Annotated in this window: 16 protein-coding genes; 6 read left to right on the top strand and 10 right to left on the bottom strand. The window is 64.9% G+C overall.

The annotated features are described in order from the left end of the window. Positions 1 to 77 precede the first annotated feature (77 nt). Positions 78 to 833 (top strand): tRNA (N6-threonylcarbamoyladenosine(37)-N6)-methyltransferase TrmO, encoded by a 756-nt coding sequence (gene tsaA / locus AC54T3_RS06645; protein WP_496623412.1) that lies wholly within the window; start codon positions 78 to 80, stop codon positions 831 to 833. A gap of 43 nt (positions 834 to 876) precedes the next feature. Here the strand turns inward: tsaA and AC54T3_RS06640 are convergent, their stop codons facing one another. The 7 genes from AC54T3_RS06640 to carA form a co-directional block, all read right to left on the bottom strand. Beyond that, positions 877 to 1320: a hypothetical protein gene (locus AC54T3_RS06640; protein ID WP_496623410.1), complete on the bottom strand. Its 444-nt coding sequence runs from the start codon at positions 1318 to 1320 to the stop codon at positions 877 to 879. Between the two features lie 148 nt (positions 1321 to 1468). Further along, positions 1469 to 3874, bottom strand: coding sequence for a sucrose synthase (locus tag AC54T3_RS06635; RefSeq protein ID WP_496623475.1), 2406 nt, complete (start codon positions 3872 to 3874; stop codon positions 1469 to 1471). Between the two features lie 15 nt (positions 3875 to 3889). Next, a complete protein-coding gene (locus AC54T3_RS06630) occupies positions 3890 to 4804 on the bottom strand; it encodes a carbohydrate kinase family protein (RefSeq protein WP_496623408.1) in 915 nt (304 codons plus the stop codon). Between the two features lie 121 nt (positions 4805 to 4925). Beyond that, positions 4926 to 6506, bottom strand: coding sequence for a sodium:solute symporter family transporter (locus AC54T3_RS06625; RefSeq protein WP_496623407.1), 1581 nt, complete (start codon positions 6504 to 6506; stop codon positions 4926 to 4928). Between the two features lie 35 nt (positions 6507 to 6541). Then, positions 6542 to 7018 (bottom strand): transcription elongation factor GreA, encoded by a 477-nt coding sequence (gene greA, locus AC54T3_RS06620; RefSeq protein ID WP_496623405.1) that lies wholly within the window; start codon positions 7016 to 7018, stop codon positions 6542 to 6544. 248 nt (positions 7019 to 7266) lie between these two features. Beyond that, complete coding sequence (gene carB / locus AC54T3_RS06615; RefSeq protein ID WP_496623403.1) at positions 7267 to 10473, bottom strand: carbamoyl-phosphate synthase large subunit; 3207 nt, start codon at positions 10471 to 10473, stop codon at positions 7267 to 7269. A gap of 79 nt (positions 10474 to 10552) precedes the next feature. After that, the gene (gene carA / locus AC54T3_RS06610; RefSeq protein WP_496623401.1) at positions 10553 to 11704 is read right to left on the bottom strand and encodes a glutamine-hydrolyzing carbamoyl-phosphate synthase small subunit; all 1152 of its coding nucleotides are present in this window, start codon (positions 11702 to 11704) and stop codon (positions 10553 to 10555) included. 20 nt (positions 11705 to 11724) lie between these two features. On the opposite strand from carA, the gene AC54T3_RS06605 reads away from it, so the two are divergent. Further along, positions 11725 to 12057 carry a hypothetical protein gene (locus AC54T3_RS06605; RefSeq protein ID WP_496623400.1) on the top strand — a complete coding sequence of 111 codons (333 nt, stop codon included), beginning with the start codon at positions 11725 to 11727 and terminating at the stop codon, positions 12055 to 12057. An 88-nt stretch (positions 12058 to 12145) separates the two neighbouring features. Further along, positions 12146 to 13006 carry a thioredoxin gene (trxA, locus tag AC54T3_RS06600; protein WP_496623398.1) on the top strand — a complete coding sequence of 287 codons (861 nt, stop codon included), beginning with the start codon at positions 12146 to 12148 and terminating at the stop codon, positions 13004 to 13006. Between the two features lie 15 nt (positions 13007 to 13021). Here trxA and tilS read toward each other — a convergent pair whose 3' ends face one another. Beyond that, a complete protein-coding gene (tilS, locus tag AC54T3_RS06595) occupies positions 13022 to 14464 on the bottom strand; it encodes a tRNA lysidine(34) synthetase TilS (protein WP_496623396.1) in 1443 nt (480 codons plus the stop codon). Positions 14465 to 14586: 122 nt separating this feature from the next. Further along, positions 14587 to 15585 carry an acetyl-CoA carboxylase carboxyltransferase subunit alpha gene (locus AC54T3_RS06590; protein ID WP_496623394.1) on the bottom strand — a complete coding sequence of 333 codons (999 nt, stop codon included), beginning with the start codon at positions 15583 to 15585 and terminating at the stop codon, positions 14587 to 14589. A 131-nt stretch (positions 15586 to 15716) separates the two neighbouring features. On the opposite strand from AC54T3_RS06590, the gene AC54T3_RS06585 reads away from it, so the two are divergent. Beyond that, positions 15717 to 17900, top strand: coding sequence for an HAD family hydrolase (locus AC54T3_RS06585; protein WP_496623392.1), 2184 nt, complete (start codon positions 15717 to 15719; stop codon positions 17898 to 17900). Positions 17901 to 18012: 112 nt separating this feature from the next. Here AC54T3_RS06585 and rimO read toward each other — a convergent pair whose 3' ends face one another. Then, positions 18013 to 19344, bottom strand: coding sequence for a 30S ribosomal protein S12 methylthiotransferase RimO (gene rimO, locus AC54T3_RS06580; RefSeq protein WP_496623390.1), 1332 nt, complete (start codon positions 19342 to 19344; stop codon positions 18013 to 18015). Positions 19345 to 19429: 85 nt separating this feature from the next. On the opposite strand from rimO, the gene AC54T3_RS06575 reads away from it, so the two are divergent. Next, positions 19430 to 20605 carry a metallophosphoesterase family protein gene (locus AC54T3_RS06575; RefSeq protein WP_496623388.1) on the top strand — a complete coding sequence of 392 codons (1176 nt, stop codon included), beginning with the start codon at positions 19430 to 19432 and terminating at the stop codon, positions 20603 to 20605. After that, entirely contained in the window at positions 20596 to 23373 is a 2778-nt protein-coding gene (locus AC54T3_RS06570; RefSeq protein ID WP_496623386.1) for an AAA family ATPase, read from the top strand. The genes AC54T3_RS06575 and AC54T3_RS06570 overlap by 10 nt, the downstream gene beginning before the upstream one ends. The last annotated feature ends 33 nt before the right edge of the window (positions 23374 to 23406 follow it).

The raw sequence follows: 23406 nt of genomic DNA, 5'->3' as shown, positions 1-23406 counted from the left end.
GACTGAAGTCGGCGCACCGGGGGATCACGATTTACGCGTTGATACACTAGATTCTCAGCGGACGCTCGCATTTTAAAATGGCACCCGACAGCATGCGTTTCGAGTTCGAACCGATCGGCCTCTGCCGCTCACCCTATACCGACAAATTCGGCATCCCGCGGCAGCCACGGCTGGTCACCGCCGCCGAGGCGCGGATCGAACTCCTACCGCCCTATGACCGCGAAGAGGCCTTCGCCGGGCTCGAAGGCTTCTCCCATGTCTGGCTGATGTTTGTCTTCCACCAGGACTGCCTCGAGGCGGGTTGGCGAGCGCAGGTGCGGCCACCGCGACTGGGCGGGCGCGACAAGGTCGGCGTCTTCGCCAGCCGCTCGCCCTATCGGCCGAATCCGATCGGGATCTCGGCGGTCGCCCAGCACGGACTCGAGCGTCAGGGCAAACGGCTCGCGCTGCGCATCGCCGGCGCTGATCTGCTCGACGGCACGCCGATCCTCGACATCAAGCCCTATGTACCCTATGCCGATGCCATCCCGGACGCCGAGGGCGGTTTCGCCAATACCCGTCCGCAAGCCCGTTTCCAGGTCAGCTTCAGCAAGGTCGCCCACCGCCAGGTCGCCGAGCAGGACACCGACGCCCGTCTACGGCTGCGCGAGCTGATCGAACAGGTCATCGCCCAGGATCCGCGTCCGGGCTACATGGACCGCTATCCAGAGCGCCGTGAATTCGTGCTGCAGCTCTATGCTCTGGAAATCCATTGGCAGGTTGATACCGACAGTGCGTTGGTCACCAGTGTGCGCCCAGTGCAACCGGCCACAGGATCAAATACTGGTCTTTGATCCTGCTCAGGCGTGGCATCCAACGCCCCGTCGTTTATAGCGATTAATCACTCTCCGCAGCCGCCTCCTCTCCCGAGCGTTTTTCGCATTCGAAACGCCGGAAACGCGCGCTGCCGTCCGGGTCGGTCTCGGTCAGGGTCATGACCAGATTCGAGAGGTTGATCTTGAAGCGCCCCTGCTGGGCTTCGATCTGCTTGCCGCCGAGCCAGATCGCGTCCTCGGTCTCGAGATAGCCAGCGCTGCTTTCGATGATGGCAAAGTCGTAGTTGAAATCCTCGCCTGGTCTGCTCTTGGTGGCCAGCAGGTCAATCGGATCAGATTCCTTTGGCGCCTGCTCGCCGTAGCTCAGCTCGCCCGGCTCGCCAAAAGCGACCGCTCGCATCGGCTGCTCAATACAGATCAGATCGAGCCGCTCAGGCTGAAAGTCTTCGCCGGCCTGCAGGGCCGCACCGGGCGCCAGCAACGCCAGTACCAGCAGAATTAGCAAGCCTGGTGCGCTAAGCACCGGTGGATGGGCAGGTATAGCCAGAAGCCGACCCGCGAGCCCGAGAAACGAGCCGCATCGGTATGCGTCAATCATCAAATCCTCCGCAAGAGACTCCGCCCGTCAGGGCGGAAAAGTTGAGAGTGAACCATCACCAGGCCATCGCCCGCGCCAGCGGGCGAAACTGGAGCCCATAGAACATCTCCAGATAGCGCGCGGTCTCGGTGCGCTCCAAGTCGGTGACATATTTCCAGAAGCCGTAGACCCTCGATAAGGTCATCATGCGCTCGGCGTAGCGCCGCCAAGTGTAGCGCTCCTCGACCCGCGCCAAGGCCGCCTCCGAGATCGCCTGCCAGTAACCCGCATCCTCGGCGCAGCGCCGCAGGAAATCGGCGATCGATTCGGCTGCAGCCGCACCATGGTTGGGGTCGATGTGAAAACCCGAGAGTCCGTCCTCGATGATCTCGAGCGGGCCACCGTAACGGGTTGCAAAGACCGGGAGGCCGCAGCTCATCGCCTCGATCACGGTCAGGCCGAAGGCCTCGAATAGCGCTGGCTGCACGAACAGACCTCGCCGCTCGGCGACAAACCGATAGAACTCCCCAGCGAGCGGTTTTTCGAGATGAATCCCGAGCCAGCGCACCTGCCCATCCAGTCCGTGCTGCTCGAACAGCTGATGCATCGCCTCGATCTGCTCGCGCTCCTCGTCATCGCCGGAGCGGCCCGGGTCGACATGGCCGGCCACCATCACCAGGTTGGCCTGCTCGCGCAGTTCGGCACTGCGACCGTACCAGTCCACCAGCCCGGTCATGTTCTTGATGCGGTCGAACCGCGCCATGGTGAACAGCAGTGGCCGCTCACGCTCGACGAGCACGCCGCGCGATTCGCCCTCGCGCGGCCCGCCGAAGATCAGTTCTTCGATCTCGTCGTGCAGATGCACCAAGCGCCGCTCGGCGTCACTGTAGGGGAAATAGATGTCCTCATCGGCCCCAGGCGAGACGATGTTGAACTTTGGATCATAGACATCGACCCCGGAGACGACGCGATAGAGCCCCGGCATGGTGAAACTGGTGTAGCTCTCGTACTGGCCAACGCTGTCGTCGGTGCCGGCGATCTCCTGATAGGTGCTGGTAATCACGAAATCGGCGGTGTTGATCGCGATCAGATCGGCGGTGAACTGGGCCGAGAAGTGGTAGCGCTCCTCGTTGTCGCGCCAATACAGGTCCGAGAACAGATACTTGGTCTTCTCCAGCGCATGGGCGATGTTGCACTGGCTGACGCCGAGCCGCTGCGAGAGCAGCGAGGCGACTAGGTTGCCATCCGAATAGTTGCCGATGATCAGATCCGGCCGGCCGCCAAGCTCGGCCAAGAGTTCGCGCTCGGCGTCCAGCGCATAACCTTCCAGGTAGGGCCAGAGGTGGAAGCGCGAGACCCAGTGCGGCAGCACCTCGCCGGCGGCGTTGCGGAACGGCACGCGCAGGATCACCGCGTTGCGGGTGCCGGCGATGGGCTCTAGGCGCTCGTTGCACATGGTGCCCTCGGCCTCCGGGATGAGCCGGGTGAGCACCACCACGCGCGGTTCGATATCGATGCCCTGCTCGGCCAGGCGCTGATGCATCTCGCGCTCGAGCGCCCGCACCTGATCAAGGATATAGACCACCTGCCCGCCGGTATCCGGGCGGCCGAGCACGTTGGACTGGCCGAACCAACCATGGGGCGAGACGATGGCGATCGAGAAGATCATCGGCACCCGGCTGAGGAAACTCTCGAGCGCTTGCGGTGAGGGCGCCTCGAGGATATCGAGCAACAGGCTCATGGTCTCGCGGATGCGCGCCGCGTCATGGCCCCAGCCGGGCTCGAAGCCGAAGCCGCGCAGTTCCGAGGCCAGGTCGGCGTAAGGGGTATGCGTTGGGCGCCGGCGCAGCGGGATCATCGCCTGACGCAAGGCATTGCGCAGCTCTGCGACCGTGCCGATGGCGTCATTCAGCATCAGCTGATGACCCCGGTAGCTGTGCATCCGCAGGAAGCCGAGCAGGCGCTGATCGCCCTTGCCCAGCTCGTCGAACAACCGGCTCGAGAGGCGGCGGTTGAGGAACTCGACGCCACGGCCGATCGAACCCTCCTCGGTCAGCTTCTGCTGCTCACGGTAGAAGGGACGCAGATCGATCTCGAGGCCGAAGGGGTCGTCGTGCCCTCCGGTGGCCAAATGCTCCTTGAAGCGCAGGAACTCCGAGATCGTCACCTCGTTCAGATCCATGGTCTCGAGGTGGATGCGCAGATAGTTCCATTTGGCGACCCGGCGGCGCAGCGCCAGATAGACCCAGGAGGCGTTGATGGCCGCCTCTTGGGCCTGGAAGAGCGCGCGCGCCAGGGGCGTATCGACAAGCTGCTCGTCATCGCGGCAGAGCTGCTCGACCGTGTCGTGCAGATCGCTCTTGAGCAGGAATGGGCGCTGCAGCCCGATCAGATGGTGCATCACCCGATGCGCCTTGCTGCGGTGCTCGGCCAAAAAGGCGGCGAGCGCCGGAACGCGCGCGTTGGGGGCGTCTGCTGGCATAGGCATGGTCGATGCTCAGGCGCCGCCGGCGAGGCCCCAGTCGGCGAGAAAGGGCTGGTAGAAGGTGGGATCGCGCACCGTCGCGCCGCGCTGACCGACGATGGCCGAGGCGAAGGCTTGTGCCCGCTCCAGCGTTTGTGGCAACGGCCAGCGTCGCATCAACCCAAGGATCAAGACCGAGGCGAAACCATCGCCAGCGCCGACCGCATCGACCACTTGGATATCGCCGGCGGGCGCGATCCGGCTCAGCGCGCCATCGGCGCCCACCGCGCAGGCTCCATCGGCACCCAATGTCGCGAACACCGCTTCCAGCTCATAGCGTTCAAGCACGCGCTGGGCGCGGGTCTCGACGTCATCCTCAGCCTGGCTATCGGGCGCCAGCAAGCCCAGCTCATCGGCGTTCAACTTGACCCAGGTCGCGGCCTCCAGCAGTTCTACCAGTTGCTCCTTGCGCCACCAGGGGTCGCGCAGGTTCACGTCCAGGAACACCGCCGGGGCGATCCGTCCCCGCAAGGCACGCAGCGCATCGGCCGAGACCGACTGCCGCAGCGCTAGGCTGCCATGGTAGAGCAAGGCTTGCTCGGGCAGTGGCGGCAGCGCGGCGGCGTCGATGTGGTCATAGGCGCGGTCCGGGACGATCTCATAGCTCGGCTCACCGTTGCTGAGAGACACCTGCACGGTGCCGGTCGGATGCGCGGGATCGCGCTGCAGGCCCAGGGTCGCCATGCCCTGCTCGCGCATCGCCGCCTCGATCCGCTCGCCGAGCGCATCCTCGCCGACGCGGCTCAAGAAGACCGGATTCAGCCCAAACGCGGCCAGATTCCAGGCCACGTTGAACGGCGCTCCACCCAGCACCTCGGCGCCATCGGGGAAACAGTCGAACAAGGCTTCGCCGAAGACGAGCGGCGGCTGTTGATGGTCGAACGGCATGATGCTGCACTCCGCGAGCTGAGGCGATCGGAAAGAGTGTCCATGCTAAGGGCGCTCGGGTAACGGCCGCAAGCCGCATGGGCCGGCGAGCGAGCGAAGACAGTCCCACGCCACAGCCGCCTCAGGCAAAGGCCAACACCAACAGCAGGGTCAGCAGGAGCAGGATCAGGGCCTGGAGTCGGTAGTCGGTCCAAAGCGGACGACGGCGGCCCTGGAGAGGTTCGGGCACGGCCATCGCCGGGCGCCAGACGGTCCCCGGCGCGGGGGCACTGCCCGTGGGCCGTAGCAGCGTGGTCAGGATCAGGATCAGCGCGCTGACGGCGAAGCCGAGGCCCGCCACCAGCGTAAAGTGCAATGTGAACAAACCGCTGAGCCACAGCACGAACAGCAATGCCGAGACGGCATGGCCGCCGATCAGGGTCGCCAGCGCGCTGACCGCATCGGGCCGCCTCCAAAAGGCGCCGAACAGGAACACCACGACGACTGGCGGCACCAAATAGGACAGCGCCGTCTGCAGATAATGGAACAAGCCCTCGAAATGCCCGATCAGCGGCGCGATCACCGCCGCTAAAAGCATGAACAGCACGATGGCTCCGCGCCCGATCCAGCCAAGCTGGCGCGGACTCAAGCCTGGGCGCCATGGCTTGATGAAGTCCAGGGTCAGCAGCGCCGAGGCTGAATTCAGGGTCGAATCGATGCTGGACATCAGGGCCGCCACCAATGCCGCCAGGATCAGCCCACTCAGACCAGCCGGCAGGAGTTCGCTGATGAGCGCCGGGAACACCTGATCCGGATTCTCCAACGGTGGCAGGATCAGCACCGCCATCAGCCCCGGCAGCACCATGATGAAGAGTACCGGCAATTTGAGCAGGCCGGCGAACAAGGCGCCGGCGCGAGCATCCGCCAGGCTACGGGCACCCAGCACGCGCTGCACGATGAACTGATTGGTACACCAGAAGTAGAACCCGAGCACCGGCACCCCGACCAGTACGCCGAGCCAAGGCAGATTCGGATCGGACAGCGGCAGGAACAGCGAGCGTTGCTCCGACGAGGTCGCCGCGACCACGACCGACCAGTCGAAATCGATGCGCGCGAAGCCCAGCAGCGTCACCAGCACCGCCCCGACCAGTAGCAGAATCGCTTGTACCACGTCGGTATAGACCACTGCGGCCAATCCGCCAGCGGCGGTATACAAAGCGGCAATGGCCGCGAGCAGCAAGGCTGCGGTGAATAGGTCCAGTTGCGGCACGAACGCGGTCAGCACCAGCGCACCGGCAAACAGGGTCCCGGCGGTGTCGACGACGATATTCGAGACCAGCGTCAACGCCGAGAAGTAGCGCCGCGAGCGCCAGTCGAAACGTCGCTCAAGGTATTCCGGCACGGTACCAATGCGGGCGTTGAGGTAGAGCGGCGCAAACACGAGCGCCATCAACACCAGGATAGGCGCCGCCATCCATTCATAGTTCGCGACCGCGATGCCCCAGGTATAGGCCGCGCCAGCCAGCCCGATCAGGGTCGTCGAGGAGATATTGGACGCGAACAGCGAGAGCCCGATCGGCGCCCAACCGAGCCGCCGACCAGCGAGGAAGAGATCGTCACCGCTGTGCGTGCGCCGCGCGGTGACGATGCCGATCACGATGATCAGCACGGCATAGCCAGCGATGACGATTAAATCGATCGTGGTGATTTGGCCAGGTTCCATCGAGGTCTTTGGCTCTCAATACCGCTTGGCGCGCCCTATTCGTAGCGCACCTCAAGGATCTCGAACTCGCGCTTGCCGCCGGGGGCCTCGACCAACGCCGTGTCGCCCTCGGCCTTACCGATCATCCCGCGAGCGATCGGCGAGCCGATCGATATCTTGCCCTGTTTGATATCGGCTTCGTCATCACCGACGATGATAAAGGTATGCTCTTCGTCCTTGTCGATCTCGAGCACATCGACGGTGGCACCGAACACCACCCGACCACCGGGGTTGAGCTTGGTCACATCGATGATCTCGGCATTCGAGAGCTTGCCCTCGATTTCCTGGATCCGTCCCTCGATGAAGCCTTGCTGCTCTCTGGCGGCATGATATTCGGCGTTTTCCTTCAAATCACCATGCGCGCGCGCCTCGGCAATCGCATCGATGACGCGTGGGCGCTCGACGCGCTTCAAGCGATCGAGTTCCTCGCGTAACTGCTCGGCACCTCTAGCCGTTAGAGGGACTCTATTCATTCGGGGAAACCTCTTAGTGTTGAACGCGCGATTCGGCGCCCACTGAATACGTCACTCGGGCGGTGATGCCGACTCGTCGGCGGACACCGCCCCATCTTGGATTGGCCTTCTCGTCGAAGGTGGGTCGGGTAAGACGCGGTACGCTCGATGGGGTACCGAACGATCGGTCGACGCGCATTGGCGCGACCTGGGGAGGCCCCGTCTAGCGGGGCGAGACGTTAAGGGAGAGACTAACCGCGCGCGAGCACTCAGTAAAGCGTCTGTAACTGAGTAATCTCGAGCAGGTCACCGGCCTTGAGCGCGAGGCAGGTGGCTTCGGCTCCGGCGATGGTCGTGGTATAGCTGACCTTGTGCTGTAGGGCCGCGCGTCGAATCGCGGCCGAGTCAGCGATCGCCTCGGCACCCTCGGTGGTGTTGACGATAAAGCGCACTTCACCATTCTTGATCATATCGACGATGTGCGGGCGTCCCTCCTTGACCTTGTTGACGCCGATGCACGCCATGCCGGCCTCTTGCACCGCGCGCGCCGTGCCGTGGGTGCCATAGAGGGTGAAGCCAAGCTCCAGCAGCTGACGGGCCACCTCCAGCAGCCGTGGCTTATCCGCATCGCGGATACTGAGCAGAGCCTTGCCGGGGCGCGGCAGCGCCATGCCGGCGCCCTCGACCGCCTTGCCGAAGGCCTCGGCGAAGGTCCGGCCGATGCCCATGACCTCGCCGGTCGACTTCATCTCCGGCCCCAGCAGGGTATCCACGCCGGGGAACTTGACGAACGGGAACACCGCCTCCTTGACGCAGTAGCGCGTCGGCGCAACCTCCAGCAGCATGCCTTGATCCGCTAGGGAGCGCCCCGCCATGCAGCGCGCGCCGATCTTGGCCAGCGGCACGCCCACCGCTTTGGAGACGAAGGGCACGGTGCGCGAGGCCCGCGGATTGACCTCGAGCACGAAGATGTCATCGCCCTTGATCGCGAACTGGGCGTTCATTAAACCGCGCACGCCGAGCGCCAGGCCGAGTTCGGTCATCTGCTGCCGCATCCGGTCCTGCAGCGCCGCGCTCAGGGTGTAGGGCGGCAGCGAGCAGGCCGAATCACCCGAGTGCACGCCGGCCTGTTCAATGTGCTCCATGATGCCACCGATCAGCACCGATTCACCGTCGCAGACGGCATCGACATCGACCTCGATCGCATCCTCGAGGAAGCGATCGAGCAATACAGGCGCGGCGTTCGAAACGCTGACGGCAGTGCGGATGTAGCGGCGCAGATCTGGCTCGTCGTAGACCAGTTCCATGGCGCGACCACCGAGGACATAGGAGGGACGCACCACCAGCGGATAGCCGATCTCGGCGGCCCGTTCCACGGCTTCACCCTCACTCCGCGCGGTCGCGTTCGGCGGCTGCTTCAGGCCGAGCTGGGTGATCAGACGTTGGAAGCGCTCGCGATCCTCGGCATGGTCAATGCTATCCGGCGAGGTGCCAATGATCGGCACCCCGGCGGCCTCCAGGTCGCGCGCCAGCTTCAGCGGCGTCTGACCACCGTACTGCACGATGACGCCATAAGGCCGCTCGGTTTCGACGATGGCGAGCACATCCTCGGTGGTCAAAGGCTCGAAGTAGAGCCGGTCCGAGGTGTCGTAGTCGGTCGAGACGGTCTCCGGGTTGCAGTTGACCATAATGGTCTCGAAGCCGTCGTCGCGCAGTGCGAAGGCCGCGTGCACGCAGCAATAATCGAATTCGATGCCCTGCCCGATCCGGTTCGGCCCACCACCGAGCACCATGATCTTCTTGCCATCCGTGGGCGCCGCCTCGCACTCCTCTTCATAGGTCGAGTACAGATAAGCGGTGCTGGTCGCGAACTCGGCGGCACAGGTATCGACGCGCTTGAAGACTGGCCGAATGCCGAACCCATGGCGGCGCTCGCGGATCTGTTCCTCGCTCGCGCCGGTCAATGCGGCCAGGCGCCGATCCGAAAAACCACGCCGCTTGAGCCAGCGCAAGCGCTCGCCAGCGAGCCCGGCAACCCCCTGCACCCGCACCGCATGCTCGATCGCCACCAGCTCGTCGATCTGCGCCAAGAACCAGGGGTCGATCCCGGTCAGCGCCTGCACCTCATCGGTCGTCATCCCGGCCCGCAACGCATCGGCCAAATAGAAGATGCGCTCGGCGCCGGGCTGGCGCAGCTCGGTGCGCAGTCGGCTCAGCGCTTGCGGATCGGACAGGTTCAGCATCTCGTTGAGGCCATCCTTGTCCGTCTCGAGCCCGCGCAATGCCTTCTGCAATGATTCTTGGAAGGTACGGCCGATCGCCATCACCTCGCCCACCGATTTCATCTGCGTGGTCAGATGGGCATCGGCGAGCGGAAACTTCTCGAACGCGAAGCGCGGCAGCTTGGTGACGACGTAGTCGATCGCCGGCTCGAACGAGGCTGGGGTCGCGCCGCCGGTGATCTCGTTACGCAGCTCATCGAGGGTATAGCCCACCGCGAGCTTGGCAGCGACCTTGGCGATCGGGAAGCCGGTCGCCTTCGAGGCCAGCGCCGAGGAGCGCGAGACGCGCGGATTCATCTCGATGATGATCATGCGCCCATCCTCGGGATGGATCGCGAACTGCACGTTCGAGCCACCGGTGTCGACGCCGATCTCGCGCAGCACCGCGAGCGAGGCGTCGCGCATGCGCTGGTATTCCTTGTCGGTCAGCGTCTGCGCCGGCGCGACCGTGATCGAGTCGCCGGTATGCACGCCCATCGGGTCCAGATTCTCGATCGAGCAGATGATGATGCAGTTGTCCTGATGATCGCGCACCACCTCCATCTCGTACTCTTTCCAGCCCAGCGCCGATTCCTCGATCAGCAGCTCATTGACCGGCGAGAGATCAAGCCCGCGCTGACAGATCTCCTCGAACTCCTCGGTGTTGTAGGCGATGCCGCCGCCGCTGCCGCCCATGGTGAACGAGGGCCGGATGATGGTTGGGAAGCCGATCTGGGCCTGGACTTGAATCGCCTCCTCGAGACTATGGGCGATCGCCGAGCGCGGCATGTCGAGGCCAATACGGCGCATCGCCTGGCGAAACAGGTCGCGGTCCTCGGCCTTGTCGATGGCCTCGCGCGAGGCGCCAATCATTTCAACCCCATACCGCTCGAGCACGCCCTCGCTCACGAGGTCCAAGGCACAGTTCAGTGCAGTCTGCCCGCCCATGGTCGGTAACAGCGCGTCCGGGCGCTCATGGGCGATGATGCGCTCCAAGACCCGCCAGGTAATCGGCTCGATGTAGGTCGCATCGGCCATCTCTGGATCGGTCATGATCGTCGCTGGATTCGAGTTCACCAGGATCACCCGGAACCCCTCCTCGCGCAGCGCCTTGCAGGCCTGGGCACCGGAGTAGTCGAACTCGCAGGCCTGCCCGATCACGATCGGTCCGGCGCCGATGATCAGGATGCTCTGGATATCTGTGCGCTTGGGCATGGGCTGAAGGGTGTCCGAGGTCCGAAGCTTGAAAAAGGGGCTTGAAAAGGGCGTTTAGGGGCGATGCGCAGCGGTGTCCTCAAGCGGCCGTCGAGCGCGCGTCCATCAGGGCGCTGAATTGGGCGAACAGGGGTTCGACATCGCGCGGTCCGGGGCTCGCCTCCGGATGGCCCTGGAAGCTGAAGGCCGGATGCTGGCGATGGCGCAGTCCCTGGAGGGAGCCGTCGAACAGCGAGCGATGGGTCGCCTCGACCTCGGCCGGCAGGCTCTGCTCGTCGATCGCGAAGCCGTGATTCTGGCTGCTGATCATCACCTGGCCAGTGGCCAGATCCTGCACCGGATGATTGGCACCGTGATGACCGAACTTCATCTTCACGCTGCGCGCGCCGGTGGCGAGGCCGAGCAGCTGGTGACCGAGGCAGATGCCAAACAACGGCACCTCGTGCGCCAGCAGCTCGCGAATCGCCGCGATGGCGTAATCGCAGGGCTCGGGATCGCCCGGGCCATTGCTCAAAAAGACGCCATCGGGCGCCAGCGCCAGTACCTCGGCGACCGGGGTGCGCGCCGGCACCACCGTGACCCGACAGCCATGGTCGACCAGCAGCCGCAGGATATTGCGCTTGATGCCGAAATCATAGGCCACGACGTGATGGCGCAAGCGGTTGTCATCCCAGGCGAGTGGCGCCGGCAGGCCCTGCTCCAGACTCCATGTGCCCTGGGTCCAGCGCAAGGGTTGATCAACGCCCGCCTCGCGCGCCAGATCCATCCCTTTGAGGCCCGGGAACGCGGTCGCCGCAGCCAGGGCGGCCTGCTCGTCGAACTCATCCCCGGCGATCAGGCAACCGTTCTGCGCCCCCTTCTCGCGCAGCAGCCGCGTCAGGCGACGCGTGTCGATATCGGCAATGCCGACCACGCCGCTGCGTTCGAGGTAGTCGTTCAGGGTCTCGCGGCGGCGGAAGTTACTGGCGCGCACGGGCAGATCGCGAATGATCAAGCCGGCGGCCTGGATCTTGGGCGACTCCTCATCGTCGTCATTGGTCCCCGTGTTGCCGATATGCGGGTAGGTCAGGGTGACCAGCTGACGCCGATAGGACGGATCGGTCAGGATCTCTTGATAGCCCGTCATCGCCGTGTTGAACACGACCTCGCCCACAGCTTGGCCGCAGGCGCCGATGGACGTCCCGCGAAAGACCGAACCGTCTTGCAGGACCAGAATCGCAGGATGAGTCAACGCTGTCTCCGAGGCAGTCGGTGGTGCAGGACGCATTGGATGACCGAAGCGCGCCTGAGGAAAAACGGGAATGGATGAGCAGGCCCAGACACAAGGCTGGTTTCATCATCGCCGCCGGCCACCGCGTGGCGTCCAACGGCAACCGAACGAATCACAGCGACCGAGCCAACGCGACGACGACGATTGCAACACTGCAAAACGGACAGAATGTTAGCGAAACCCTAGCGCCCTGTCCATCGACGGTGCTGCACTGCAGCATGCGCGCCGCTAAAGAGTGGACTGCGAATGCCGAAACGCATCGCCATGCCGTGCCCCTCGGCCAGGGACGACGCGGCGGCTTGATTGGCGCATGACCGGCAATTATTTTCCAACACATCGACTAGCGCCAACTGCGGCCGTTTTCCAAGCCGCTCAAACGAGAACAGATTCAAGAGGCCTGCCATGACCGACTCCGCCCACATCGCCGCCGTCACCACCGCCGACTTCGAGCGCATCGTCATCCAGGGCTCGTTCGAGCGGCCGGTGCTGGTCGACTTCTGGGCCGACTGGTGCGCGCCTTGCCGGCAGTTGATGCCGATCCTGTCGCGATTGGCCGAGGAGTTCAGTGGTCAATTCTTCCTCGCCAAGGTCGACACCGAGGCCGAACAAGCACTTGCCGCCCAGTTCGGTATCCGCAGCCTGCCAACAGTGCAGTTGTTCAAGGATGGCGCGGCGGTCGATCAGTTCATGGGGGCACTGCCCGAGGGGCAGATCCGAGAATTCCTGTCGCGACATATCAGCCGGGCGTCGGATCGATTACTCGATCAGGCCCGGCAGTCGATGGCTGCGGGCGATCTGTCCGAAGCTGCGGCGCTGATCGAACGCGCGGAGCGCGAAGACCCGGACAATAGCCAAGTGTTCGTCGCTCAGGTCCAGATGAAAGCGGCCGAGGGCGATGCCGAGGGCGCGCTGGCGCTGCTCGAGCGCACCCCGCTCGATCTCGCCAATGATCCAGAACTCGCCGCGCTGCGCGGGCGGCTTGCCTTCAGCGCCGCCGTGACCGATGCGCCCTCGGTCGAGGCGCTCGCCGCCCAACTCGAGGCCAACCCCAACGACAGCACGGCGCGTTATCAGTTGGCGGCGCATCAGGTGCTTGCCGGCGACCATGAGGCGGCGCTCGAGCACCTGCTGACCCTCCTGAAGCGCGATCGTCAGTACGGTGACGACGCGGCACGCAAGGGGATGGTCGCGATCTTCGATCTGCTCGGTGGTGGTGAACTGGTGACCCGTTATCGAGCCAAAATGCTGAGTAGCTTGTATTGAGCCAGGCAGGCTGCGCTAGGTCTGTGCCTCTCGGCGAGGACTGAGATTGATCTCCACGGGTTCGGTCAACCAGTCGAAAGACGTCCAAGGATGCTCTTCCCAGCGCAGGCGCAGGTGCGGATGCGGATGTGCTGAACCGCAGCCCGCAACACCGGCAACCGCCAGCAGTTCACCTTGAGCGTCGAGCAGCAGCGGCACATAGGGGCGCAGCCAGGACGGGATGCCGGCCTGTTGGAACAGGTGCTTCAGTGAACGACTCGGTCGGTTCAAACGGCGGCAGCGCAAGCCCGGTGACCCGAATACGCCAGGTAACCCGAACACGCCAGACGACCCGAAACAGACTCTCATCGGTTGCCATTGGCTCAATACCGCCCGCCCCGCGTCATCGACCTCGAGGCTGAGCGTGCCCAGCCCCTGAGGGAGCCGAAGAGGCTTCCGACCATCCCAACGCAGCTCACCCTCGGGGCGTGACGGCAGAGGCGCAAGCGCGAACAAGTCATCCCGATAGCGGCGCAGCTCACACCCTTCCCAAGCGACCAACGGGCTTGCATCGGCGCGGGCCGAGAGGACATCGCTCAAAATCGTCTCCAGCTGCGTCGCAGCCGGCGGTCTCACTCCGTGCTGGGCCAGCCAGCGCCGCAGCAACGCGCGCGCACGCTCGGGCGCGAGCGCCGATAAGCGAGTGGCCGACAGCGTCCCTGGTCGCGAGCCGGCGACCGTCGGCAACTGCTCATCGGCCATCGCATCGATCAACACGGCTGCCTCGGCACAGTGGGCGGCGCTGCGGGCGATGGTGGTCGCCGCCGAGGGCCAGCGCTGGCGCAAGACCGGCATGATCCGATGGCGCAGCAAGTTGCGATCGAAGCCGAGATCCTCATTCGACGGATCCTCGATCCAGCGCAACCGATGCTGCTCGGCGTAGGCGCGCAGATCCGCCTGAGCGCATCCGAGCAGCGGCCGGATGAGCTTCCCCGCCCCCAGCGGCGCGCGCGTCGGCATCGCCGCCAGGCCATGCACGCCGCTGCCGCGCAGCAACGCGAGCAGCAGGGTCTCGGCCTGATCGTCTCGATGCTGCGCGGTGGCGAGCCAATCGCCAGGCCCCAGGCAGTCGGCAAAAACACGCTGGCGCGCTGTGCGCGCGAGCGCTTCGAGACTCTCGCCCGGCGCGCGGTCGATCTGGACCTTCCGCTCGTGGTACTCAACGTCGAGCTGATCACAAACAGCACGGCAGTGGCGCGCCCAGGTGCCAGCATCGGGATGCAGGCCATGATCAATGTGGATCGCGCTCAGTGTGAACTCAAGCGTCGCGCGCAGCGCGACACAAGCATGCAAGAGCACATGGGAATCGCAACCACCGCTGTAGGCGATCCAGAGCCGCGCCGGGCGCGGGTCTTGGCCGAGGATGGCGCGCAGGCGATCGATCGAGAACGCGGGCACCCGTTGATCACCCTGTAGCAACGTATGGTAACGGCTCAGGCATCACATGATGCCGCGCGTCGACGATGGCGAATCCACGCGATCAGCGCGCTTGGGACAGGACAGTGGCCCAAACGCCAAAGCGCCCCACAGGGGCGCGACGATCAGCTCTTGAAGCGACCGTAGCCGCGCAAGCGCTGGTAGCGCGCCTCGACGATCTCATCGAGCGATTGACTGGAGACCCGCGCCAGCTCATCGACCAGCACCATCTTCAGCGACGCGGCGGTATCGTCGACATTGCGATGCGCGCCACCGCGCGGTTCCGGCACCACTGCGTCCACCAGCCCGAACTCGTAGAGCCGATCGGAGGTGATGGCCATCGCCTCGGCGGCGGATTGCGCCTTCTCGGCGCTCTTCCACAGTATCGAGGCACAGCCCTCGGGCGAGATCACCGAGTAGGTGCTGAACTGGAGCATGATCAGTCGGTCGCCAACGCCGATGGCCAAGGCCCCGCCGGAGCCGCCCTCGCCGGTCACGGTGACGATGATCGGCACCCGTAGCCCGGCCATCACCTGCAGGTTGCGTGCGATCGCCTCACTCTGCCCGCGCTCCTCGGCGCCGACGCCGGGATAGGCGCCCGGGGTATCGATGAAGGTCAAGATCGGCAGCCCAAACCGCTCGGCGAGTTGCATCAGCCGTAGCGCCTTGCGATAGCCCTCGGGCCGCGGCATGCCGAAATTGCGCTGGATCTTCTCCTTGGTATCGCGGCCCTTTTGCTGGCCGATGACCATCACCGCCTGGCCCTCGAGACGCGCCAAGCCGCCCACGATGGCGCGATCATCGGCAAAGGCGCGATCCCCGTGCAGCTCCTGGAAGCCGTCGAAGATGCGATCGACATAATCCAGGAAATAGGGCCGCAGCGGATGGCGCGACAACTGCGAGATCTGCCACGGCGTCAGCGACGAGAAGATCTGTTCGGTCAGCGCCCGGCTCTTGGTCTCGAGATGCTTGATCTCGTCGGCAATATTGATGCCATCCTCATCGTCGGCATCGTGCCGAGCGAGATGTTGAGCACCCAGCGTGGCACCGATATGCCGCAGCTCTTCGATCTTCGCCTCAAGCTCGGCGACCGGTTGTTCGAATTCGAGAAAGTTCAGGTCCATGGGGCGTGGATTCTACGTGAAAGCAGGGGGTCGGCGACAGCCGGGTTTTTTCGATTCCCGCAGACACCACAGCTGCGGATCGGATATTCTCGGGGCTAGGCGCCTTCCAGTCGATCGACATCAGCAGCCGTATGACACCACAACCCGACTCCCGCTACATTGTCCTGATCAGTGTCCACGGACTCATTCGCGGCCAGCAACTCGAGCTTGGTCGCGATGCCGATACCGGTGGACAAACGCTCTATGTGGTCGAACTCGCCCGGGCGCTGGCCCAGCGCGATGATGTCGATCGCGTCGATCTGTTCACCCGGCTCGTCGATGACGACCATGTGAGCGAGGACTATCGCCAACCGCTCGAAGACATCGGCCCCGATGCGCGCATCGTGCGCATCGAAGCCGGTCCGGCTGAATATCTGCCCAAGGAGCAGCTCTGGGACTATCTGGACACCTTCGCCGACAACATGCTCGGCTTTCTGCGTGATCAGGATATCGCACCCAGCCTCATCCATACACATTATGCGGACGCTGGCTATGTCGGCACCCGCGTCTCGAATCAGCTCGGTGTGCCGCTGGTGCATACCGGGCACTCGCTCGGGCGCGTGAAGCGCCGCCGGCTATTGGCCTCGGGCGTCAAGCAGGAGGTCATCGACAACCGCTACAACATGGATCGGCGCATCGATGCCGAGGAGGAGACGCTCGGCGCCGCCAGTCTGGTGGTCACCAGCACCAGCCAGGAGATCCAAGAGCAATACGGGCTCTACGATCACTACCAGCCCGAGCGCATGTCGGTGATCCCGCCCGGCACCGACCTGACGCGCTTCTATCCACCGGATGGCAGTGAGCAGAAGGCGCCGATCAAGCAGGAGCTGGCGCGCTTCCTGCGCGAGCCGAAGAAACCGATCATCCTCGCGCTGTCGCGCCCGGACGAGCGCAAGAACATCGCCACCCTGGTCGACCCCTTCGGCGAGTACGAGGAGCTGCAGCAGCCGGCTAACCTCGTAATCGTGGCCGGCAACCGCGACGATATCCGCGATCTCGACAGCGGCGCCCAGCAAGTGCTGACCGACATCCTGATCCTGATCGACCTGCATGATCTCTATGGCAAGGTCGCCTACCCGAAGCATCACTCCTCCGATGAGGTACCGATCCTCTACCAACTCGCGGCGGCCTCGCGCGGGGTCTTCGTCAATCCCGCGCTGACCGAGCCGTTTGGCCTGACCCTGATCGAAGCTGCCGCCAGTGGCCTGCCGATCGTCGCCACCGAGGACGGCGGCCCAATCGACATCATCAACCATTGCAACAACGGCATCCTGATCGACCCGCTCGACAAGCAGGACATCACCAAGGCCCTGCTGAAGGTGGTCAGCGATGCCTCGCGCTGGCGCACCCTGGCCAAGAACGGCCTCTCCGGGGTCAAGGAGCACTACTCCTGGGAGGCGCACGCCGAGAGCTATATGGAGGCCATCCGGCCGTTGCTGGAGCAGGTCGAACCGCCACCCATGGCACCGGTCGCGCGCCGGCCGATGCTCTATCACGACCGCGCCATCTTTACCGACCTCGATCAGAACCTGCTCGGTGATCCGGACTCGCTCGCCGATTTCCTGCGCATCATGCGTGAGAACCACCGCTGCACCAGCTTCGGCATCGCCACCGGTCGACGCTTGGACTCGGCGCTCGCCGTGATGCGCCGCTACGGCATCCCGCGCCCGGATGTGCTGATCACCGCGCTCGGCACCGAGATCTACTATGCCCCGCAGTTGACCGCCGATGACGCCTGGGCGCGCCACATCGACCATCTCTGGTATCCGCGACGGGTGCGCGACGTCCTCGCGGATCTCCCCGGCATCAAGCGCCAGCCGAAGTCCGAACAGAGCCGCTACAAGGTGAGCTTCTACATCGATCCCGAGCACGCCCCCTGTCTCGAGGAGATCGGCAGCATCCTGCACCAGGCCGATCTCAACGTGCATCTCAACCTCTCCTTCGGTCAGTTCCTCGACGTGGTGCCGGCGCGGGCGTCCAAAGGCCTGGCGCTGCGCTATGTCGCGAATCAGTTCAGCATCCCGCTCGAGCATTGCCTGACCGCCGGCGGCTCCGGTGCCGATGAGGACATGATGCGCGGCAACACCCTCGCCGTGGTGGTCGCCAACCGCCACCACGAGGAACTCTCGCGGCTCACCGATACCGAGAGCATCTACTTCGCCGAGCAGCCGTTCGCGGCCGGCATCCTCGAGGCGATCGAGCATTATCGCTTCTTCGATGCCTGCCAGGTTCCGCGTCAGCCCGAGGACGCGAAAGGGGCCAAAGACAAGGGCTAAGACGCCGTCTGGACAGGCCGCACTGGGCGCCCAGGAAGCCATTCAAGCACGGAACTTGGCCGCCGCGATTCGGATGAAAGACAGCCGATTAGGATCGCGTTTCAACGCGAGATCAATCGGCGGTGACCGGCTCGCCGACTAGGTCGTGTTCGGTGCTGGCGATCAGATCGACCTCGATGAAATCGCCGGGCTCGAGCTCCCAGGCACCTTCAATTAGCACCCGGCCATCGATCTGCGGCGCATCGGCGGCGCTGCGCGCAATCACCTGCTCCTCGCGCACCTCGTCGACCAGCACGATCTCGCGCTTGCCGACCCGCTCGGCGAGCTTCTCGCGGCTGATTTCGGCCTGCAAGGCCATGAAGCGCGCTCGGCGCTCCTCTTTCAACGCCTCCGGCACCGGGTCGGGCAGCGCATTCGCCGCCGCGCCCGCGACCGGTGAGTAGCTGAAACAACCGACCCGATCCAGCCGCGCCTCGTGCAGGAAGCCCAATAACTGCTCGAAATCCGCATCGGTCTCGCCCGGAAAGCCAACAATGAAGGTGCTGCGCAGCACCAGCTCCGGGCAGAGGCGGCGCCAGTTGGCGAGTCGCTCGAGCACCTGCTCGGTCGCGGCCGGGCGGCGCATCGCCTTGAGCACGCTCGGGCTGCCATGCTGCAACGGCATATCCAGATAAGGCAGAATCAGCTCATCGGCCATCAAGGGGATGAGCCGATCCACCTGCGGATAGGGATAGACGTAGTGCAGTCGCACCCAGGCCTGTAGCTCGCCGAGCGTGCGCGCCAGGGTTTCGATATCGGTACGCAGCGGCCGGCCCTGCCAGAAATCCGTGCGATAGCGCTGGTCCAGCCCATAGGCACTGGTATCCTGGGAGATCACTAGTAGCTCACGCACCCCGGCGTCGACCAAACGCGCGGCCTCGTCGAGCACGCCGCCGATCGGCCGGCTCACCAAGTCGCCACGCAGGCTCGGGATGATGCAGAAGCGGCAACGGTGATTGCAGCCCTCGCTGATCTTGATATACGCGTAATGATCCGGTGTCAGCTTGACCCCCTGCGCCGGCAGCAGATCGGTGAACGGATTGTGTGGCGGCGGCGGCAGATGCGCGTGCACCGCCGCCAAGACCTCCTCATCGGCATGCGGACCGGTCACCGCCAAGACCTCGGGATGGGCCTCGCGAATCAACTCCGCGCGGGCACCCAGGCAGCCGGTCACCACCACTCGGCCATGCTCATCCAAGGCCTCACCGATCGCTTCCAGCGATTCGTCGACCGCAGCATCGATGAAGCCACAGGTATTCACCACCACCAGATCGGCCCCGGCATAGTCGGACGCGATCGCATAGCCATCCGCCCGCAGTCGGGTCAGGATGCGCTCGGAATCGACCGTTGCCTTCGGGCAACCGAGGCTGATGAAGCCCACCTTGGGGATGGATGTCGTCGGCATGGTATGGTTTTCAGCCTCATGGTCGGTATTGCCTGTCTCATTCCCGATTATGCTAGACCGTCGCGAAGGATTCAGGGGGACTTTGATGCCGCGTTTTCTGCACACCGCCGATTGGCAGATTGGACGTCAATACGGTCGTTTCGCGCCCGAGGACGCGGCCGCCATCGCCGAAGCCCGCTTTACCGCGATCGAGCACCTGGCCAAACTGGCCAGCACGCAACAGGTCGATGCGGTACTGGTCGCCGGCGATGTGTTCGATGCGCAGACCGTCTCGGACCGGACCATCCGCCGACTGTTCAATGCGCTGCAGCGCTATGCCGGCCCCTGGCTCCTGCTGCCCGGCAATCATGATGCCGCGCTCGCCGAGAGCGTCTGGACTCGAGCGCGACGCATCGGCGCGGTGCCGGCCAACGTCGAACTCCTGCTCGAGCCGGAGCCACGCCTCTATCCCGAGGCTGGTTTTGCGATACTCCCGGCCCCCCTCACCCAGCGCCAGACCATGGCTGACTTGACCGCCTGGTTCGACCAGGCCGAGACGCCTCCCGAACTGCTGCGCATCGGCCTCGCGCACGGCAGCGTGCAGGGGCTGCTCGCCGAGGACATCGACTCAGCCAATCCGATCGCGGCCGACCGCGCCGAGCGCGCCCGGCTCGACTACCTCGCGCTCGGCGACTGGCATGGCCTCAAACAGATCGATGCGCGCACCTGGTACAGCGGCACCCCGGAGCAAGACCGCTTCAAGGACAACGGCGCCGGGCAGGCACTGATCGTCGAGATGGCTCAGCCCGCATCCCCCGCAGCGTCCTCGGCGCCGCCCCTAGCGGGGTTTCCAGCCGCACCGCGTTTCACCCCCTACCCGATCGGAACCTACCAATGGCAGCGCTGGCAAGCGGACCTGCGGCTGGTCAGCGATGCCGAGGCGCTGATAGAGCGTCTGCGGGCGTTGGAGACGAACAGCGTGCTGCGCCTACAACTCAGCGGCACGCTCGACCTAAGTGCCTATCAACGCCTTCAAGCCGCGCTCGAGGTCGTCGAAGGCCGCTGCCGCAGCCTCGGGATCGACGCCGACGGCCTGCGCTTGACGCCCACCGATGCCGATCTCGCGGCCCTCCAGGTCGATGGTTATCTCGGCGAGGTGGTGACCAACCTGCGCGAGCGCCAACAAGGCGACGAGGGCGAGATCGCCCGCGAGGCGTTGGTCATCCTCGCCGGTCTACTGCGCGAGCAGCGGTCTCTCGACGGAGAGGCGATATGCAGCTGAAACGCCTGCGCGTCGCCCAACTGCGCCGCTTTCAGCAACCGCTGGAGCTGGCCGACCTAGAGCCCGGCATCAACCTCATCACCGGCCCCAACGAATCCGGCAAGAGCACCCTGGTGCGCGCCATCCGCGCCGCCTTCTTCGAGCGCCATCGCTCCGGTAGCGTCACCGATCTGCAACCGCATGGCGACTCCTCGGCCGCGCCCGAGGTCGAACTCGAGTTCTGCTGGCAGGATCGGGCCTGGCATCTCAGCAAGCGCTTTCTAGCCCGCAAGCGCTGCGATCTGCGCATCGCCAGCGAGACCAGCAGTGAGGCACTCAACGGCGATGAGGCCGAGGAGCGCTTGGCCGAGCTGCTCGGTTTCAGCCACCCTGGCCGCGGCGCCAGCAAGGCCGAGCATTGGGGCATCCCCGGCCTACTCTGGATCGAGCAAGGTGCCGGCCATGAGCTACGCGAGGCGGTCTCGCATGCAGGCAATCACCTGCACTCAGCGCTCGGCGGCGAACTCGGCGATGTCGCCAGCAGCTGCGGCGATGCGATCATCCAAGCCGTTGAGAAACAAAAGCAGGCACTGCTGACCGACAAAGGCCGCCCGCGCGGCGACTACAGCGCGCAACAGCAAACGCTCGAGGAACGGCGGCACGCGCTGACCGAGCTGGACGCGCGCATCACCGCCTACCGCGACCAGGTCGACCGCCTAGCGACATTGCGCCAACAGCATGCCAAGGATCGGCGCGACAAGCCCTGGGAGGCGCTGCGCGCGCAACAGCAGGCCGCCCAGGCCCAGCTCGACCAGGTCGAGCAGCTGCAACAGGCGCAACGGCACGACGAGCAACAACGCGAGCAGTTGCAGCGCCAGCTCGAACTCCTGCGCGGCCAGCTCGATGGGTTGGAGCAGCAACGCAAGACCCTCGAGCAACGGCAAGCGGCCGAGCAGAAGGCGCGCGATCAACTGGCCGCCCTCAACGCCCGTGGCCCTGCCCTCGCCGAGGCCTTGGCGCAAGCCCAAGCCGACTACCAGGAGGCCCGCCATCGCGTGCGGCAGGCGCGACAACAGCAGCAACGACGCCACCTCCAGCAAACCCTGGCGCAGCTAGAACCACAACTCAAGGCGCTCGATCACAGCCTCACGCAAGCGCGCAAGGTCCAGGCCGAGCTGCTCGAACAACGCCAGCAACTGCAGCGCGACCAGATCGACCCGCGCCGGCTCAAGGAGCTGCGCCGCGCCGAGCAAACCCGCAGCGAACTCGAGATCCGCCGCCAAAGCATCGCCACCTGCGTCCGCTTCGAGCTGCAACCTGGGCAGCAGCTAACGCTAGGCAATACCACTCTCGCGGATAGCGGCGAGGAACTACTGCTCGAGCCAACCGAACTCCTGATTCCCGAGGTCGGCCGGCTCCAGATCATCCCCGGCGGTGAAGACCTAGGCACACTCGCCCGCGAGCATCAGCACCTCAACGAGCGCATCAGCACTCTCCGCGCGCAACTCAAGGTCGCCGACCTCACCGAAGCCGAGGCACGCGCGGCGAGCGAGCAAACCCTCACCGCCAAGATCCAGGCCAATCAGGCGCTGTTGAGTTCATTCGCCCCCGAGGGCGTCGATCTGCTCGCGCAACAGCAACAGGAGCTGCAACAACAGCGCGCCGGCATCCGCGCCGAGTTGGAGGCACAACCACAAGCCCCGAGTCAGACAGAGACAATGGTGCCGATAGCCGAGCCTGATCGTTCCGCCGAACTCGACATCGCGCCAGCGATTGCACCAGCGATTGCACCAGAGACCGCGCCAAAGACCACGCTGGCCCCAAAGTTGGACCCAGAACTGGACCCGACCCAGGCAGAGGCCCAGCTCGAGACTGCTCATCACGCGCTGAAGACGGCCGAGCAGGCCCAGCATGCCCATCAGCTCGCGCTCAACACCGCGCAGAGCGAGGCGCGGAACAGCGCCAACGAACGACAACGCTTGCAGGCCGAGCTGGAAGCGCCGGAGCGCCAAACCCAGCTGCGGTCACTGAATCAGACGCTGACCGACGCGCTTGCCGAGCAGCAGACCCTCGAGCAGCGGATCGACGCGCGTCAGCAGCGGATCGAGGCCGCGCGCCCCGAGATCCTGAAGCAGGATGTGGCACGCTTCGCGACCAGTGCCCAGCAGAGCGAAAGCGCCGCGCGGGCGCGCGAGCTGGAGCTGAACCGGCTCGAGAGCCATCTGGAAGCCCTCAGCGCCGAGGGTTTGGAAGAACAGCGCGGAGAATGCCAGCGCGCATGCGAGCAGTTGGCGCGCCGCGTGCGTGCACTCGAGCGCCGCGCCCAGGCGCTGTCCATGCTGCAGACACTGCTCCAGCAGCAGCGACAAGCGCTCACGCAGCGCCTGCAAGCGCCACTCCAGACGCACATCAACCGCTACCTGTCCTTGCTGTTCCCGCACGCCGGCCTGAGCGTCGATGAGCAGCTCATCCCGCAACAGCTCACCCGCAACGGCAACGCCGGCGCCGAACACGAGCTGATCGATTCGCTCAGCTTTGGCGCCCGCGAGCAGCTCGGTCTGATCAGCCGGCTCGCCTACGCCGACCTGCTACAGCAGGCCAGCCGGCCAACGCTGATCATCCTTGATGACGCCCTCGTCCACAGCGACAGCCACCGGCTCGCGCAGATGAAACGCATCCTGTTCGATGCCGCGCAGCGCCATCAGTTATTGCTCTTCACCTGCCACCCGGAGCACTGGCGCGACCTCGGCGCCGCGCCGCGCGAGTTGTTCACAAGCCAGGGCGACTGAGCACGTTTTCCCGCCTCGCAAGTCCGCTAATCT

The organism is Halochromatium sp. NSM3, from assembly GCF_059621085.1.
The sequence above is the reverse complement of the archived record's forward strand: the minus strand, read 5'-3'. Positions and strand labels throughout refer to the sequence as shown.